Consider the following 15,099-nt stretch of genomic DNA (forward strand, 5'->3'; position numbering starts at 1 on the left):
CGGCCCTATCGGGCCACCTTCTCCCACAAGGGGAGAAGGGACGCCCAAGCCCGCTAATTCACCTCGACCGGTAGTTCGATGTCGCACGCCGAGAAGTCGGCTCCCCGCGCCGCCCGCGTGTCTTCGACCAGGGCGCGGAACGGCGCGCTGCTCGTGCTCAAGACACGCACCGACGGGCGCTCGCCCTCGGGCAGATCGCCCGCCACGCGCACGCGCGTCATGCGATCCGGATCGGTGACGATGCCGTCCGGATTGGGACTGAACTTGAGGGCGCGCACGACGTCGAGGCCGGACACGACCCGCCCCCAGACGGTGTAGCGCTTGTCCAGCGCCGGATAGGGATGGCGCATCAGGAAGAACTGGCTGTTGGCGCTGTCGGGCGCGTCATCGCGCGCCATGCCCGCGACGCCGGGGCAATACAGACCCCAGGCGTGCACCTTGCGGTCAGGCGTCGTCGCCATCACGGCGTCCGGCTGGGTCTGGACCGGCAGGGACTGGACGAAGCCGATCCGGGCGCCCGCCGGGGCGGCCACGGCGACGAAGGGCGTCTGCGCGTCGCGGCGGAAGGTGAACTCGGCCTTCAGATCGGGATGCCAGCTCTGGCCCTCGCCCGTGCCGAGCGGATCGCCCGTCTGGGCCATGAAGCCGTCGATGACACGGTGCCAGGGCAGGCCGTCATAGAAGCCCGCCTTGGCCAGCAGGCGAATGCGGGCCACGTGGCCGGGCGCCGCCTCGGGGGTCATCTCGACCAGGATGCGGCCCTTGTTGGTGTCGATGACCAGAAGATTGTCGGGCGCCGCCGTGCGCCAGTCGTCAGCGGCGATCGCTGGAGCCGCCTCACTGGGCGACGGCGTCGTGTCCTGAGCCGAAGCCGGCGTCACGCTTGCCAGAAGCGCAGCCGCCAGGGCCGCGCCGGTGATCCGAAATCCCTGCCTCATGCCTCGCCCCTCCCCGGCGCGACGCGCGACGCTCAGCCGCCTTGCACGGGCGGCTGGACGTCGCAGATGTTGAAGGATGCGCCCTTCTCGGCCCTCGCCGCCTCGACGGCGGCGTTGAACGGGGCAGAACCGGGCACGGCCACGCGGATCGTCGGACGCTCGGCCTCCGGCATGGCCGAGGCCAGACGCGCCCGCGTCATGACATCGGCGTCGGGGCCGACGGCGCCGTCCTGGGCCTCGTCGCCCGCCTTCAGCGCGCGCACGACATCCAGGCCCTGCACCACCCGGCCGAACACCGTGTAGCCGCCGTTCAGATTATCGTTCTGGCCCGTCATCAGGAAGAACTGGCTGTTGGCGCTGTCGGGCGAACCGGCGCGCGCCATGCCCGCCACGCCGGGGCAGAACAGCCCTTGCGCCGAGGTCTTGAAGTCGGCCGTGACGAACATCTGGGCGTCCGGCTGGGTCACGATGGGGATGGAGCCCATGACGCCCCGCAGGCCCGCGCCGCTGTTCTCGACCGGAGCGAAGCCGCTGTCGCGGCCGCGCCGGAAGGTGAACTCGCCCTTCAGGTCCGGCAGTTCGCTGCCGCCGGCCCCGGTGCCCTGGGGATCGCCGGTCTGAGCCATGAAGTTCGGGATGACCCGGTGGAATTTCAGCCCGTCATAGAACCCCTGGTTGGTCAGGGTGCGGATGCGCTCGATGTGGTTCGGCGCCACGCGCGGCTCCAACTCCACCAGCACGCGCCCCTTGGCCGTGTCGATCACCCACAGATTTTCGGGCGATACGGTGCGCCAGTCGCCAGACTGGGCGCCCGACTGGGCCATCGCTCCACCGGCCAGCAGCGCGGTCGCCGCCGCCAGCGTCATCACAGACTTGATCTTCAAACCCGACCTCAACCCTTCTTGACCTTGGCCAACACGCTCGCAGCGACCGCCGGGCTGACGAAGCTGTCGATCCGGCCGTCCAGCCGGGCGATTTCCTTCACCAGTCGCGAGGCGATGGCCTGATGCCGCGGATCGGCCATCAGAAACACCGTCTCTATGTCGCTGTTGAGGCGCTGATTCATCGCCGTCATCTGGAACTCATACTCGAAATCGGCGACGGCGCGCAGGCCGCGCACGATGACGCTGGCGTTCAGTTCCTCGGCGAAGTGCATCAGAAGGCTGGAAAACGGCCGCACCTCGATGTCCGCGTTGAAGCGCGCGACCTCGGCCTTGATCATCTCGACCCGCTCGGCGGTGGAGAAGAGCGGACCCTTGTCGTCGTTCTGGGCCACGCCGATGACCAGTCGGTCCACCAGCTTGACCGCCCGCCCGATGATATCGAGATGGCCGTTGGTCACCGGGTCGAAGGTGCCCGGATAAAGTCCGATACGCATGGCCGGCGGCCTCCCCATCGTTTGGGTCCGTTTAGCAGGTGCGAAATGAACGGCCTAGATTTTCTGACGCGGCTGTGATCGCCAATGCTCGCCGATACGCTGAATTACGCCCGGCGAACCGGGGAAGTCATAGGCGTCGACGGCCACGATTTCCGCAGCCGGCGTGGCGCTGTTGCACAAAAAGGCGGCGTCGAAGCGAGACAGGTCCGACAGGCGCACGACCTCGATCCGCTGCGGCGATCCGGCGCGGTCCAGCGCCTCGCGGATCAGGGCCTGGGCCACGCCGTCCAGCATGGACGCATCCGGCCAGACCACCGCATCCCCCCGGATGAAGCCGATATTCCACAGCGAGCCCTCGGAAATCCGGCCCTCATCGTCCGTAAACAGGGCGTCGTCGTAACCCGCCAGCCGCGCCCGGCGCCGAGCGCGCAACAGGCCCATCGTGGCGACGTGCTTCAGATGCGGCGCCTCGCGAGCATAGGTCTGGCTTTGCAGGCGCACCCCGTCCGGCAGGGGCGATGGCGGCGCCGAGACGCTGATCATCACCTGCGGCGCGCCGATCCAGTCCGGTTGGCGCAGGGACAGTTCGCCGGAGAACAGGCTGATGCGCAGCCAGGCCTCGGTCCGTCCGGCCAGCGCCGCCCGCATCTGATCGCGCAGGCGATCTTCCGCCACAGCCTCGCCGAACAGTTCGATCGCCGAACGGTTCAGACGCTCCAGATGCAGGTCCAGCCCGCGCACCCCGCCGCCTTCCACGCGGAAGGAGGTCAGGGCGCCGTAGTTGAACAGGGCCTGACGGCCCAGATCCTCAAGGCCGGCGGGACGGCCGTCGATCCAGAGTTCAGGAGCGACGGCCATGCAGGATCAGCTCTCGCCGCCCTCGATCGCCGGGGCGTCGTCCGCCTCGCCGCCTTCATCATCGCCACCGGAATCGGCCAGACGCTCGACCGAAACGACCTTCTCGTCCTTGCCGGTGCGGAAGATGGTCACGCCCTGGCTGGAGCGACCGACGATGCGGACCTGGCTGACCGGGGTGCGGATCATCTGGCCGCCGTCGGTGACCAGCATCAGGTCGTCCGACTCCTCGACCGGGAAGGCGGCGGCCAGGCGCGTGCCCGCGCGACCGCCCAGGCCGTGAGCCGTCAGCCCCTGCCCGCCACGACCCGTGCGTCGGTACTCATAAGCCGAGGACCGCTTACCGAAGCCGGTTTCCGTGACCGTCAGGATGAACTGCTCGGCCGCGCCCAGTTCGGCGATGCGCTCGACAGACAGGGCGGCGTCGCCGGCCTCTTCGTCGTCCGCCTCGACCGTGACGGCTTCGTCTTCCGCGTCGGCCCCGGCCAGCGCCTTGCGCATGGCGTTGGCGTGTTTGACGTAGGCGGCCCGCTCCTCCGGCGACGCATCCACCCGGCCAAGAATGGCCATGGAGATGACCTCGTCCCCGTCCTGCAGGCGGATGCCGCGCACGCCGGTGGAGTCGCGACCCTTGAACACGCGCACGTCGTCGGCCTTGAAACGGATGGCCCGGCCCAGCGCCGTGGTCAGCAGCACGTCGTCCTCGGCCGTGCACAGGCCGACGCCGACCATGCCGTCGCCGTCTTCCAGCTTCATGGCGATCTTGCCCGCGCGGTTCACCGTGGCGAAGTCGCTGAGCTTGTTGCGGCGCACGTCGCCCGACTTGGTGGCGAACATGATGTCGTAGTCGCCCCAGGTCGCCTCGTCCTCAGGCAGGGGCAGCACGTTCATGATGCTGTCGCCCGGCTCGATCGGCAGCAGGTTGACGAAGGCCTTGCCGCGCGACTGCGGATTGCCTAGCGGCAAGCGCCACGTCTTGAGCTTGTAGGCCTTGCCGTTGGTGGCGAAGAACAGGACCGGCGTGTGGGTCGAGGCGCTGAACACGCCGGTGATGGCGTCCTCGTCCTTCATCGACATGCCGCTGCGGCCCTTGCCGCCGCGATGCTGGGTCCGATAGGCGTTCAGCGCCACCCGCTTGACGTAGCCGCCGTGGGTGACGGTCACGACCATGTCCTCGCGCGGGATCAGGTCCTCGTCCTCCATCTCGGCGTCGCCTTCGCCGATCAGGGTGCGGCGGTCCACGCCGAACTGCTCCCTGACCAGCAGCAGGTCTTCGCGGATGATGGCCAAGACGTTGGCGCGGTCCGACAGGATGGTCAGGTGGCCCTGGATGGTGTCGGCCAGGCTGCGCGCCTCACCAAAGATGTCGTCGCGGCCCAGACCCGTCAGACGCGACAGCGTCAGGGCCAGGATGGCGCGGGCCTGTTCGTCGGTCAGGCGGATCTTGTCGCCCTCCACCAGCACGGTGCGCGGGTCGGCGATCAGCTCGACCAGGGCCATCATGTCCCCGACCGGCCAGGCCTTGGCCTGCAGGCGTTCGCGCGCCTCGGCCGGGTCGGCCGAGCTGCGGATGATGTGGATGACCTCGTCGATGTTGGCGACGGCGACGGCCAGACCGACCAGGACGTGGCCGCGGTCGCGGGCCTTGGCCAGCTCGAACTTGACCCGGCGGACCACCACCTCCTCGCGGAAGTCGAGGAAGGCCTCCAGCAGGGCGCGCAGGCCCATCTGCTCGGGCCGCCCATGGTTCAGCGCCAGCATGTTGACGCCGAACGAGGATTGCAGCGCCGTATAGCGATACAGCTGGTTCAGGATCACATCGCCCGAAGCGTCGCGCTTCAACTCGATGACGATGCGCATGCCCAGGCGGTCGGACTCGTCACGGACGTCGGCGATGCCTTCCAGACGCTTCTCGCGCACCATTTCCGCGATGCGCTCGATCAGAGTCTGCTTGTTCACCTGATAGGGCAGTTCGGTGATGATGATGGCGTCGCGATCCTTGCGGATCTCTTCGACCGAGGCCTTGCCGCGCACGATGACCGAGCCGCGCCCGTCGCGCAGCGCATTGCGCGGGGCCGTGCGGCCCATGATCTCGCCGCCGGTGGGGAAGTCCGGCCCCGGCACGATGTCCAGCAGGGCGTCGTCCGACACGTTCGGATCGTCCAGCAGGGCGACCGAGGCGTCGATCACTTCACGCAGGTTGTGCGGCGGGATGTTGGTCGCCATGCCGACGGCGATGCCGCCCGCGCCGTTGACCAGAAGGTTCGGAATCCGCGCCGGCAGGACGACGGGCTCCAGCTCCTTCTCGTCGTAGTTCGGCTGGAAGTCGACCGTGTCCTTCTCGATATCGGTCAACAGGGCCACGGCGGCCGGGGCCATCTTGGCCTCGGTGTAACGCATCGAGGCGGGCATATCGCCGTCGACCGAGCCGAAATTGCCCTGGCCGTCGACCAGCATCAGACCCATGGAAAAGTCCTGAGCCATGCGGACCAGGGCCATGTAGACCGAGGCGTCGCCGTGCGGGTGGAACCGGCCCAGCACGTCGCCGACCACGCGGGCGCACTTCGAATAGGCGCGCTCCGGCGTCATGTTCAGGTCGTGCATCGAATACAGGATGCGACGATGCACCGGCTTCAGGCCGTCGCGCGCGTCCGGCAGGGCGCGGCTGACGATCACGCTCATGGCGTAGTCGAGGTAGGAGCGTTTCAGCTCATCCTCGATGGTGATGGTCGAAATATCGCCCGGCGCCGAGGGGGCGGCGTTATGATAGCTGTCGTCGGTCAATGAAATCAGGCTTTAAATGGCCGGAATCGGAACGTGATCCGCTGTTCCGGTTTCTATCACCCGGGGGCCGTGGTGGCAAAGAAACGCCGCTGAAATCCCCATGTCGAAAAGGACTGGAAAGCCATGCGTTTAGCCACTTCGAAACTGATCGTCCCCAGCGCCCTCGCCATGGTGCTCGTCGCCGGGGCCGCCTGCAGCCAGAACCCGGCGACGCCGCCGGCTTCGGAGGCCGCGCCCGCAGCCCCGGCCGAGGCCGCCGAGCGTGCTGCGCCGGGCCAGACGGCCCAGGTCTCCATCCTCAACGCCCAGGGCGCGGAAGCCGGCAAGGCCACCCTGACGCAAGGGGCCACCGGCCTGCTGATCAAGGTCGAAGCCACAGGCCTGACGCCCGGCTGGCACGGCATCCACATCCACGCCACAGGCCAGTGCGAAGCGCCCTTCACCTCGGCCGGCGCCCACATCAATCACGGCGATCCCCAGAAGCCGCACGGCTTGCTGAACGCAGAGGGTCCGGACGACGGCGACCTGCCTAACGTCTTTGCTGACGCGAAGGGCGCGGTGAACGCAGAAGTCTTCACCACCCACGCCCGTCTGGTGGACAAGGGTCCGGGCCAGTGGCTGCTGGACGACGACGGCTCGGCCCTCGTGATCCACGCCAACGCCGACGACCACTCCAGCCAGCCGATCGGCGGCGCGGGCGACCGCGTGGCCTGCGCCGTCATCAAGGCACAGTAAGCAACCTCAAACCTTGGCGGGAGCGCCGGCGCGCAGGCCGCGCTCCCCCAAGGCCACCGTCACGACGCCCAGAAGGGCGATCGCCACGCCGGTCAGGATCTGCGGCGTCAGCACGTCGCCCATGAACAGCCAGCCGATCAGGATGGACACCAGCGGCGAGCCCAGCAGATAGGGCGTCACCCGCCCGGCCTCGCGCCGCTGCACCAGCCAGAAGACCAGGCTGGTGGCGAACACCGACGAGATCAACCCGGCCCACAGCAGCGTGCCCCACACCAGCGGCGTCGCCGCCCTGGCGGCCTCCCACTGGCCGCTCTCGAACAGGGCAGAGCCCAGCGTCAGCGCCGGAAAGGCCATCAGCGCCAGCAGCCCCTGCATCTTCAGCGGCGGAATGGAGGTGGTGCGCCGCGCGATCACCGTTGTCAGCGCCCAGGCCGAAGCGCCCAGCGCCCCCACCAGAATCGCCTTCCAGTCCTGCAGCGCATGAGGATCCAGCGTCATCCACGCCACGCCGAGGAAGGCGATCACGAGGCCGATCGTCGCCATCCTCGAAATCTTCTCGCCCAGCAGCAGGAAGGCGAACAGCGACGTCAGCGGAATCCACAGTTGGGTCGAAACCGTCACCGGGCTGACGTCATTGGCCAGCCAGAAGGCCAGGTAGATCAGGCCATAGTGGATCGGCCCGCCCACCACGGCGATGATCAGCAGGCTTTTCCAGTTCGGAAACGGCGGCCGCACGAACCAGACCAGGCAAGCGGCGGCGATGGCGAAGCGCAAGGCGCCCGTCATCAGCGGCGGCAGCACCTCGGTAGCGACCTTGGCGGCGGCGTTGTTCACGCCCCAGATGACCAGAACGGCCACGATGGCGGCGATCTCGAGCGGCGTCAGCGCGTGCGGGGATGAGGATGAACTGGACACGCCTCCATGCTTGCCACAGGGCGCGACCTTTTGCCTCTCACGAAGCATGACCACAGGTTACCCTGCCTCACCCCTGGCCGTCGCCCCTGCCTCGCCCGCGCGAACCCGCTATAGAGGCACGATGAAGAGCCCTGCCCTGTTGTCCGCCCTACTGTCCTCCCTGGCCGTCCTGACCGCCTGCATCGCCGCCGCGCCCGCGACCGCCCAACCGACGGTCGTGATCTCGCCCCAGCCCCTGCCCATCGACGACGCCCGGCCCCGCGTCTTTCTGGGCGGCAGCATCGACATGGGCGGCGCGCCCGACTGGCAGGCGGCGCTGACGCGCGCGCTGTCGGACATGGACGTCACGGTCCTGAACCCTCGCCGTCCCGACTGGAACCCCGCCTGGCGGCCCGAGGCGGACGAGCCCGAGTTCCGTCGTCAGGTCGAGTGGGAGCTGGCCGCGCTGGAAAGCGCCGACGTCATCGTCATGTATTTCGCGCCGGGCGCGCAAAGCCCGATCAGCCTGCTGGAAATGGGCCTGCACGCGCGCGGCGGAAAGCTGATCGTGCTGGCCCCCGAAGGCTTCTGGCGCAAGGGCAACGTCGACATCACCGCCCGCGCCTATGGCGTGCGTCAGGTGCAGACCATGGACGAACTGACCGCCGCCGTCCGCCAAGCCCTGGCCGACGCCGCCGAGAAAGGCCGCTTCGCGCGCTAGAAAGCTGGCTTGGCCACCATCAGCCAGTAGATGCCGACGACCCCGGCGAAGGCAGGCCAGCCCAGGATGAACCAGCCTCGGAACAGGCGGTGATAGGCGGCGGGCAGCGCCTCGCCCGCATCCGCCGCCGTCTGGGCCAGACGCGCCATCTTCATCTGCATCCACACCACCGGCAGCCAGCAGACGCCGATCAGAACATAAAGCGCGTAGGCCGCCAGCAGCCACGGCTCGGTCAGGGCGTATCCCTGCAGGTAGATCAAGCCCAGGCCGCTGACTGGCTGGACCAGCACAGCACTGGCGGTGAAGACGAAATCGGCCAGAACCACGATCTTCCCTACCGCAGCAATCGTCGCCACATCGCGGCTCATGTGGGCGCGCAGCATGAAGAAGGCGATGCCCGCCCCCGTGCCGAACAGCACAGCCCCCGACATGATGTGGATGATCTTCAGGGTCAGATACAACATCAGCGCCTCGCGTCCGTCGCCGCCACGAACAGACACAGGGCCATCATCGGCAGCACCTTGAGCCACGGCCCCAGAGGGTCGATCCAGTAGTGCGGCAGACTGAGCGTCCCGGCGATCAGATAACCGACCGTGGCCAGACACATCAGGATCGCTGCGCGCGCCGTCCACGGCCGCACGAACAGCGCCAGCCCCAGCACCACGTCAAGCAGTGCGCCCCACCAGGCGATCGGCCCGGCCCAGCGGCCGAAACCGCCTTCATGAAGCACGGCGATCGCCCCGCTCCAGCCCGGCCCGAAGCTGATCAGGCCAGTGATCAGCCAGAACAGCCCTAGCGTCAGGACGGCGACCGGCCGCACGAACCACAGACGCGCGTGCCACACATCCTGAACCGAGGCGGGCGTTTCGGCCAAGAAACGGCGGAAACCCCGCGCCCGAACGCCCAGGCGTTCGGCCCATCCGCTGTCGACGCCGGACACGTCGTGATCCATCTGGCGGATCGCCGTGCTGCGAATGGGCGAGGACCAGCCCAGTCGTCCCAACACGTCGCCGATCATCAGCGCAGGGCCAGCCAGAACGCGCGGAACCCGCACCACAGGCGCAGACGAAAGGCCCAGCCAGCCGCGATAGAGCCGGACCGTCTCGATCATGCTGACCGCCTCCGACCCCGGCATGTCGAAGGTCTCACGCACGGGCGCGCCGGGCTTCAGCGCCGCCACAACCGCCTCGCCCAGATCGGACAGGGCGATGGGGCGGAAAAGCTGATCGCCGCCCACCACCGGACTGAACAGCGGGAAAGCCGCCAGCGCCCGGATCAGGCCGGTTCCGCCGAACGCCGCCCTATCCACCACCAGCGACGGGCGCAGGATCAGCCAGCCCAGATCGGAGGCACGGACCAGTCGCTCCGTCTCAGCCTTGGTGCGGGCATAGGCGGTGCCCGCCGCATCATCGGCGCCCACGGCGGAAACATGGATCAGACGACGCACGCCCGCCCGTTCGCAAGCCTGAATGAGTGCGCGCGGCCCCTCGACATGGGCCAGCGTCGTGCTGTCGCCCGCCCCGTCCTGAAGCACGCCGACGCAGTTCACCACCGCGTCGACGCCGTCCAACAGCGGCGCCCAGGCCTCTGTGGATGTCAGGTGTGCGAAGTCAGCCTGAACCCACTCGAAAGCCGGCGCGCGGCGGGCGGATTCAGCGGGTCGTCGCGCTCCGGCCCGCACCGTCCAACCCGCGACCGACAGGGTCGCCGCCAGATGCGAGCCGATGAAGCCGTTGGCCCCCAGGACCAGAACACGCCCGCTCATGATGACCTCACCCCAGAACCCGATCCGTCATGTTCACGCCCTCAGGCGGCATGGCGCACCAGGCCTGACCGGGAAAGCGCCGCCGATGCCGCGCGACCCAGCCATAGACCGCGTCCCGCATCGACCGGGGGATCAGCCGCCCCGCCGTCGCCAGCCGATAGGGAAACGGCAGGGACGCCGCCAGATGCAGCACGCCGTCCGAGCGGCCGATGGCGCGCCCGTCCTCTATCACCAGCATGGTTGAGGGATCATCCGGCGACAGGCCGTAGTGCAACAACAAGGCCTGCCCCAACGCCGACTGCGTCGACGCCAGGCGGAACCGGGGTCCGTGCTTCAGCAGGGTGCGCGCCGAATGGGAGCACAGGGCGCAGTCGCCGTCGAACAGGACCAGCGGCCGGTCGTCCGGGAAGGACGGCACAGCCGGGTCGTCGCGATAGCTATAGGCCCCCTGCCCCACGCCGCGCCCTTTCGCGCCCGGGTCTAGAACGGAATGTCGTCGTTCAGGTCGTAGCTTTCCTTCGGACCCGAAGGCTTGTTGGCGCCGCCGGTCGAGAAGCCCGAGGAATAGTCGTCGTCGCGACCGCCGCCGTAGCCGCCGCGATCACCTCCGCCCTGGCTGTCGCCGCGGCCGCCCAGCATGGTCAGCTGGCCGTTGAAGCGCTGGATCACGATCTCGGTCGTGTACTTCTCCACGCCCTGCTGATCGGTCCATTTGCGGGTCTGCAGCGAGCCTTCGACGTACACGGTCGAGCCCTTCTTCAGATAGTTTTCGGCCACCTTGACGATGTTGTCGTTGAAGATGACCACCGAGTGCCACTCGGTCTTCTCCTTGCGCTCGCCGGTCGCCTTGTCGCGCCAGGTCTCCGAGGTGGCGATACGCAGGTTGGCGACGCGGTCGCCGTTGTTCAGAGAGCGGATTTCCGGGTCGCGACCCAGGTTGCCGACCAGAATGACCTTGTTGACGCTGCCCGCCATGACCGATGTCCTTTATTCGTCTTGTCGTCCGCTCCTTAGCCGAAACGGACGAGATGTTCTAGTTTCGTTCACCCCACGCGGGGTGGATTAGTTCGGGGCCACAGCGATCGGGCGGCCGTCCATCTGACGCTGGATGGCGCCGGGAATGGCCAGTCGGCCGTCGCCGGTCCGCGCCAAGGCGAAGAACCGCGGACCGTCCAGGCTCTTGCTGAATTTGACGCCGGTGCGATCGATGAAGATGAACTGCCCCTGATAGGCGCCGACCATCTCATTGTTGCTGCCGCCCATGCTCAGGAATTTCAGGCGCATCTCTTCCAGCCGCGCGGCGCAGAACTCGATCTGCGGCTGGTCGCGCGCCACCACGTTGAAGCGAGGCGCGCCGCCGGCCGGTTCGCCGACGTGATAGCAGACGCCCTTGTCCGAGGGGGCCTGAAGCTGAGGGGCGCTGCAGGCCGCCAGGGCGGCCGATCCCAGCACGACGGCCAGTCCGATGAGGGAAAAACGCATCCTCGTCACAGCTCCGGGAACTGGCAGTTGCGGTCCTGCTGGGCCAGGGTGCGGAAGCGGTTGTTGTCGGTGGACTGCTCCACGCGACGCGGCACCAGCCGCAGGGTGGTGTCGCCCCAGCGGCCGTAGTTCGCCTCTCCAGGGCGCACGCAGGTGCCCGAGTAGAGAGCCTGAACGCAGGCGGCCAGGCTCATGTCGCCCGACACCTGACGCCATTCAGAGCCGGTGTGGCGCAGGCAGGCCGTGCCCGAGCCGGTCGCCGGGCGCGCGGCGCCGGCGTCGCCGCCTTGGCCGGCCGAAGGCGTTTCCGCCAGGGTCACGGCCGGAACCTCGGGCGGAGGCGCGAAGGACGCCGTCGGCGCCGCGACCAGCGAGCCGGTCGAATCCAGGCCGACGTCCAGGGCGCTGGTGGCCACGCCGTTCTTTCGCGCACAGTCGGCCAGGGTGGCCAGGCCGACGAACTGTCCATCGACGAAGCAACGCAGCTCGCGCGTCGGCTCCAGCGTGGGCGCCTCGGCCACGTCGATGGTCAGACCGCCCTTGGAGGCCGGCGGCGCCTCGACAGGTCCGCCGCGCCCGCCGCTGAACACCAGGGCGGCCGCCACCGCTCCGACCACGGCCAGGCCGGCGCCGACGATCAAGACCGTGCGATTGTCTTTGGAAAGGGCCATGCAGCTCTCAACGCTAACGAAGGCCCCACTAACCCCGTCCGCCCCACGGCCGTCAACCGAAAGCGCCCTTCACCCCGGCTTAGCCTGTGAGTCGCGCCAGCGCAGCCTGGTAGTTGGCCAGTTGAGCCTGGAGATAGGCGGGTGCCTGACCCGTGATCGCCGGCTTCGACGCCTCGGGCGACAGGGCGCGATAGGCGTCGCGCATGGCCTTGATCGCCAGTTGCACCTGATCCTTCGCCTTGGCGATGGAATCGGCGTCCGACAGATTGAGCAAGGGGGACAGATCCACGCCGAAGGTCTTTATCTTGTCGTCGGCCGTCTTGCCGATGAAGCCCGGCGTCAGGCCGAGGCCCGCCAGGGCGTCGCGTCCCGCTTCGCCCGGAGTCAGCACGGCTCCGGCGCGTCCGTCGGCGCTGGTGATCGACAGACGCTGAACGCCGCCGCTGGTTACGCGGGTGTCGCCGTCCATGCCGGTCAGATAGTCGCGATCCGTCTTGATGGTGACCTTGAGGTGACGACCCGACGCCATCTCGATCTTGCGCGCCAGGGACTGAAGCGTGTCCTTGGCCTCGATGGTCACGGCCGTCTGCCGACCCGTCACGGGATTCTGCACATAGAAACGGTCGCCGGCCCGCACCGCCGTGGCGTCGACCAGGGCCTTGGACTGACTCTGATCGATCTCGCCCTGCGGCAGGCCCAGCCGATCCAGCACGCTGGCGCCGCCGGACGACACCGTCAGGGCCAGAGGCCTGGCCTGACCTTCAGCCGCCGTCCAGGTCTGGGTCCACTCCACCTGGCCGGTCTCGACATCCAGCCGCGCCAGATAGCCGCGCGAAGGGTCTTCCGTCTTGGCGCCGATGGCGCGATCCGAAATCCCGGTCAGCCAGACCTTGCCCTCATGCACCTTGACGTCGGCGGCCGTGTCGTCCCCCTCGCCGCCGTAATAGGTCAGGCGATCGGCGCCCGAGGCGGCCAGGTCCGTGGACAGCGTGGCCACGAAGGCGTCCTGCCCCCCGGCGTGAGCATTGGCGATCTGCCCCGCATTCAAGGCGCCGTTGCGCGTCGCGCCGGAGACGATCAGCCGTCCGTCAGCCACCGCCAGTCCGGCGATCTCGCCGCCCGAGGCGGAGCCCAGATCGCGAACGCCCAGCAGCTCGGGCGCGCCGGTCGGACCGATGCGGAAGTGACGCAGCACGAAGGCGCCGTTCTCGATCCCCGCCGTATAGAGGTTGTCGCCGTCGACGGTCATGGCCTGGACGTTGTCATCGCCCGCCGTGCCGAACTGGGCCGCGCCGGTCGCCGTCGCCGTGATCGGGGCCAGACTGTGAACCTGGCTTTCGCTGAAGGCCTGGACGTAACCGTCCCAGCCGCCCACCGCCAGGGCGCCGGGCATGGCCGACCTGGCCCGGCCCGCCACATAGATCCGGCCGTCTGCGCCGAAGGAGACGGCCGTCGCCTCGTCCTCGGCCCGGGCGCCGCGCCTCTGGGTCCACTGCTCGCGGCCGTCAGCATCAAAGACGGTGACGAAGCTATCCGCCGTCGTGGCCGAGGCGCCGGCCTCCCCCGGAACCAGGGCGCCGACGACGGATCCGGCCACGGCCACCCGCCCGTCCGCATCCACGGCGATAGCGTAGCCGCTGGCCTTTGAGGCCGCGCCCAGCGCCCGGCTGACGACCACATTGCCGGCCGAATCCAGCTTCATCAGGACGACGTCCGCCTGTCCCTTGATCGGCTGGGTCGAGGAGCCGGCGCTGACATCGGCCACGATCCACATCGAACCGTCCGGCCCGGCCGCGCTGGCCCGCACCGTCTCGACGCCGTCGGGCAGGCTGGAAACGCCGCTGCGCCCTTCGACCCAGAAGCTCTCGCCCGAACCCGCGACCGGATTGCCGTCGGGATCGAACTTCAGGACCTCGTGCCCGCCCTTGCCGCCGACGCCCTGAACCACCTGAATCGAATCGCGAGCCTCGGCGGGCGTGAAGCTGATCGTCTCCACCGAGGTTCCGCTGACCGTCAGGCCCCAGCGCGTGGGCCCGGCCGGCAAGGTGATGGTCTTGTCGCCCGCCTTCACCGTGCGCGGTTCCGCTTCGATCATCTGGCGATGGATGCGCGTCTGCACGCCCGCCGCCTCCAGCTTGCCGTTGATGTGCTGAAGCACGGCGTCCATCGTCCGCGGGGTCGCTCCCATCTCGGCCAGGTCGATGTCGACCGTCTGGCTGCCCGCCATCGTCTTCACCGTGACGCCGAAACGCACGTCGCCCTGGAAGGCGGCGACCTCGTCGGTCAGGGCGCCGTCATGGATCGGACCGGTCAGATACTTGGAATTATCTCGCGCCACGGCCGCGGTGGACTGGCTCTGGGTCGCGGAGACGCCCTGGACGACACGCACGCCGTCGAACTGGGCCGACGTCAGGAAATCCTTCACCTCGGCCATGCCTGAGGTGAAGCGGCGCGACAGCTGTTCTGATTCGAGCCGCCCGACCCCGCGCTCTCCCGCCCGCGTCGCCAGCGCCTCCAGCATGGTCAGACCCTGATAAAGGGCGAAGATCTTGCGATAGTCGCCCGATGAGGCGCCTTTGACGTCAAGGACGGCGTTGTCTTCATTGACCAGCTTTCGACCGCTCAGGGCCGAGCGCAGCAGGTCCGACTGAGTCGGCTTCTCCTTCTCCCCCAAGGACCAGGGCGCCGTCGGCTGGGTTTTGGGCTTGGGCGCGGGCGCAGTCGCCGGCAGGCCGCCGGAACCGGTTCCGACGCCGAAAAGACCGAGCAGATAGCTGTTGTTGATCGCCGCCACGCGCACCTCCGTCCGGCAGTGTCGCCCGCCACGGTAACGAACTGTTTAACAGTCGCCAGGAACCGCCGCACAGCGCCCTCGT

The 15,099-nt window shown here is 68.5% G+C and carries 15 protein-coding genes; 2 read left to right on the forward strand and 13 right to left on the reverse strand.

The genetic code is table 11. The features are described 5' to 3' along the window. Positions 1-53: 53 nt before the first annotated feature. Genes ACWGL1_RS05580 through gyrA form a run of 5 tightly spaced genes read right to left on the reverse strand, consistent with a single transcriptional unit; the run spans position 54 to position 5,955 of the window. Entirely contained in the window at positions 54-938 is an 885-nt protein-coding gene (locus ACWGL1_RS05580) for a peptidylprolyl isomerase (protein WP_452111413.1), read from the reverse strand. A 32-nt stretch (positions 939-970) separates the two neighbouring features. Next, positions 971-1,804 carry a peptidylprolyl isomerase gene (locus tag ACWGL1_RS05585; RefSeq protein WP_409450047.1) on the reverse strand — a complete coding sequence of 278 codons (834 nt, stop codon included), beginning with the start codon at positions 1,802-1,804 and terminating at the stop codon, positions 971-973. A 26-nt stretch (positions 1,805-1,830) separates the two neighbouring features. Beyond that, positions 1,831-2,316, reverse strand: coding sequence for a pantetheine-phosphate adenylyltransferase (gene coaD / locus ACWGL1_RS05590; RefSeq protein WP_452111414.1), 486 nt, complete (start codon positions 2,314-2,316; stop codon positions 1,831-1,833). A gap of 54 nt (positions 2,317-2,370) precedes the next feature. Then, positions 2,371-3,174 carry an aminotransferase class IV gene (locus tag ACWGL1_RS05595; RefSeq protein WP_452111415.1) on the reverse strand — a complete coding sequence of 268 codons (804 nt, stop codon included), beginning with the start codon at positions 3,172-3,174 and terminating at the stop codon, positions 2,371-2,373. 6 nt (positions 3,175-3,180) lie between these two features. Then, on the reverse strand, positions 3,181-5,955 hold the full coding sequence (gene gyrA, locus ACWGL1_RS05600; protein WP_452111416.1) for a DNA gyrase subunit A: 2,775 nt from the start codon (positions 5,953-5,955) through the stop codon (positions 3,181-3,183). Between the two features lie 168 nt (positions 5,956-6,123). On the opposite strand from gyrA, the gene ACWGL1_RS05605 reads away from it, so the two are divergent. After that, positions 6,124-6,690 (forward strand): superoxide dismutase family protein, encoded by a 567-nt coding sequence (locus tag ACWGL1_RS05605; RefSeq protein WP_452111675.1) that lies wholly within the window; start codon positions 6,124-6,126, stop codon positions 6,688-6,690. 6 nt (positions 6,691-6,696) lie between these two features. On the opposite strand, the gene ACWGL1_RS05610 is transcribed toward ACWGL1_RS05605, so the two are convergent. After that, the gene (locus ACWGL1_RS05610; RefSeq protein ID WP_409450045.1) at positions 6,697-7,653 is read right to left on the reverse strand and encodes a DMT family transporter; all 957 of its coding nucleotides are present in this window, start codon (positions 7,651-7,653) and stop codon (positions 6,697-6,699) included. Positions 7,654-7,726: 73 nt separating this feature from the next. Here ACWGL1_RS05610 and ACWGL1_RS05615 point away from each other — a divergent pair, with 73 nt between their 5' ends. Next, a complete protein-coding gene (locus ACWGL1_RS05615) occupies positions 7,727-8,305 on the forward strand; it encodes a nucleoside 2-deoxyribosyltransferase domain-containing protein (protein ID WP_452111417.1) in 579 nt (192 codons plus the stop codon). On the opposite strand, the gene ACWGL1_RS05620 is transcribed toward ACWGL1_RS05615, so the two are convergent. The 7 genes from ACWGL1_RS05620 to ACWGL1_RS05650 all read right to left on the reverse strand — a co-directional run bounded on the left by ACWGL1_RS05620 (position 8,302) and on the right by ACWGL1_RS05650 (position 15,017). After that, a complete protein-coding gene (locus tag ACWGL1_RS05620) occupies positions 8,302-8,769 on the reverse strand; it encodes a DUF2269 family protein (RefSeq protein WP_452111418.1) in 468 nt (155 codons plus the stop codon). The genes ACWGL1_RS05615 and ACWGL1_RS05620 overlap by 4 nt on opposite strands. Beyond that, positions 8,769-10,070, reverse strand: a complete 1,302-nt coding sequence (locus tag ACWGL1_RS05625) for an SDR family oxidoreductase (protein ID WP_452111419.1) — start codon at positions 10,068-10,070, stop codon at positions 8,769-8,771. Before ACWGL1_RS05625 ends, ACWGL1_RS05620 begins: the two co-directional genes overlap by 1 nt. 7 nt (positions 10,071-10,077) lie before the next feature. Further along, positions 10,078-10,527 (reverse strand): thiol-disulfide oxidoreductase DCC family protein, encoded by a 450-nt coding sequence (locus ACWGL1_RS05630; protein ID WP_452111420.1) that lies wholly within the window; start codon positions 10,525-10,527, stop codon positions 10,078-10,080. 23 nt (positions 10,528-10,550) lie between these two features. Continuing rightward, positions 10,551-11,045 carry a single-stranded DNA-binding protein gene (gene ssb, locus ACWGL1_RS05635; RefSeq protein WP_291776212.1) on the reverse strand — a complete coding sequence of 165 codons (495 nt, stop codon included), beginning with the start codon at positions 11,043-11,045 and terminating at the stop codon, positions 10,551-10,553. Between the two features lie 87 nt (positions 11,046-11,132). Then, complete coding sequence (locus ACWGL1_RS05640; protein WP_291776214.1) at positions 11,133-11,552, reverse strand: hypothetical protein; 420 nt, start codon at positions 11,550-11,552, stop codon at positions 11,133-11,135. 5 nt (positions 11,553-11,557) lie between these two features. Next, positions 11,558-12,223 (reverse strand): hypothetical protein, encoded by a 666-nt coding sequence (locus ACWGL1_RS05645; protein ID WP_338578397.1) that lies wholly within the window; start codon positions 12,221-12,223, stop codon positions 11,558-11,560. 79 nt (positions 12,224-12,302) lie between these two features. Then, positions 12,303-15,017, reverse strand: coding sequence for a transcriptional regulator (locus ACWGL1_RS05650; protein WP_452111421.1), 2,715 nt, complete (start codon positions 15,015-15,017; stop codon positions 12,303-12,305). Between the last annotated feature and the right edge of the window lie 82 nt (positions 15,018-15,099).

The organism is Brevundimonas sp. NPDC055812 (assembly GCF_053616535.1).

What these genes read in the sequence shown, in the direction of transcription:
- ACWGL1_RS05620 (WP_452111418.1), bottom strand. Translation starts at nt 8,769, where the DNA reads ATGTTGTATCTGACCCTGAAGATCATCCACATCATGTCGGGGGCTGTG.
- ACWGL1_RS05610 (WP_409450045.1), bottom strand. Translation starts at nt 7,653, where the DNA reads ATGCTTCGTGAGAGGCAAAAGGTCGCGCCCTGTGGCAAGCATGGAGGC.
- coaD (WP_452111414.1), bottom strand. Translation starts at nt 2,316, where the DNA reads ATGCGTATCGGACTTTATCCGGGCACCTTCGACCCGGTGACCAACGGC.
- ACWGL1_RS05615 (WP_452111417.1), top strand. Translation starts at nt 7,727, where the DNA reads ATGAAGAGCCCTGCCCTGTTGTCCGCCCTACTGTCCTCCCTGGCCGTC.
- ACWGL1_RS05645 (WP_338578397.1), bottom strand. Translation starts at nt 12,223, where the DNA reads ATGGCCCTTTCCAAAGACAATCGCACGGTCTTGATCGTCGGCGCCGGC.
- ssb (WP_291776212.1), bottom strand. Translation starts at nt 11,045, where the DNA reads ATGGCGGGCAGCGTCAACAAGGTCATTCTGGTCGGCAACCTGGGTCGC.
- ACWGL1_RS05605 (WP_452111675.1), top strand. Translation starts at nt 6,124, where the DNA reads ATGGTGCTCGTCGCCGGGGCCGCCTGCAGCCAGAACCCGGCGACGCCG.
- ACWGL1_RS05640 (WP_291776214.1), bottom strand. Translation starts at nt 11,552, where the DNA reads ATGCGTTTTTCCCTCATCGGACTGGCCGTCGTGCTGGGATCGGCCGCC.
- ACWGL1_RS05625 (WP_452111419.1), bottom strand. Translation starts at nt 10,070, where the DNA reads ATGAGCGGGCGTGTTCTGGTCCTGGGGGCCAACGGCTTCATCGGCTCG.
- ACWGL1_RS05585 (WP_409450047.1), bottom strand. Translation starts at nt 1,804, where the DNA reads ATGACGCTGGCGGCGGCGACCGCGCTGCTGGCCGGTGGAGCGATGGCC.
- ACWGL1_RS05580 (WP_452111413.1), bottom strand. Translation starts at nt 938, where the DNA reads ATGAGGCAGGGATTTCGGATCACCGGCGCGGCCCTGGCGGCTGCGCTT.
- ACWGL1_RS05595 (WP_452111415.1), bottom strand. Translation starts at nt 3,174, where the DNA reads ATGGCCGTCGCTCCTGAACTCTGGATCGACGGCCGTCCCGCCGGCCTT.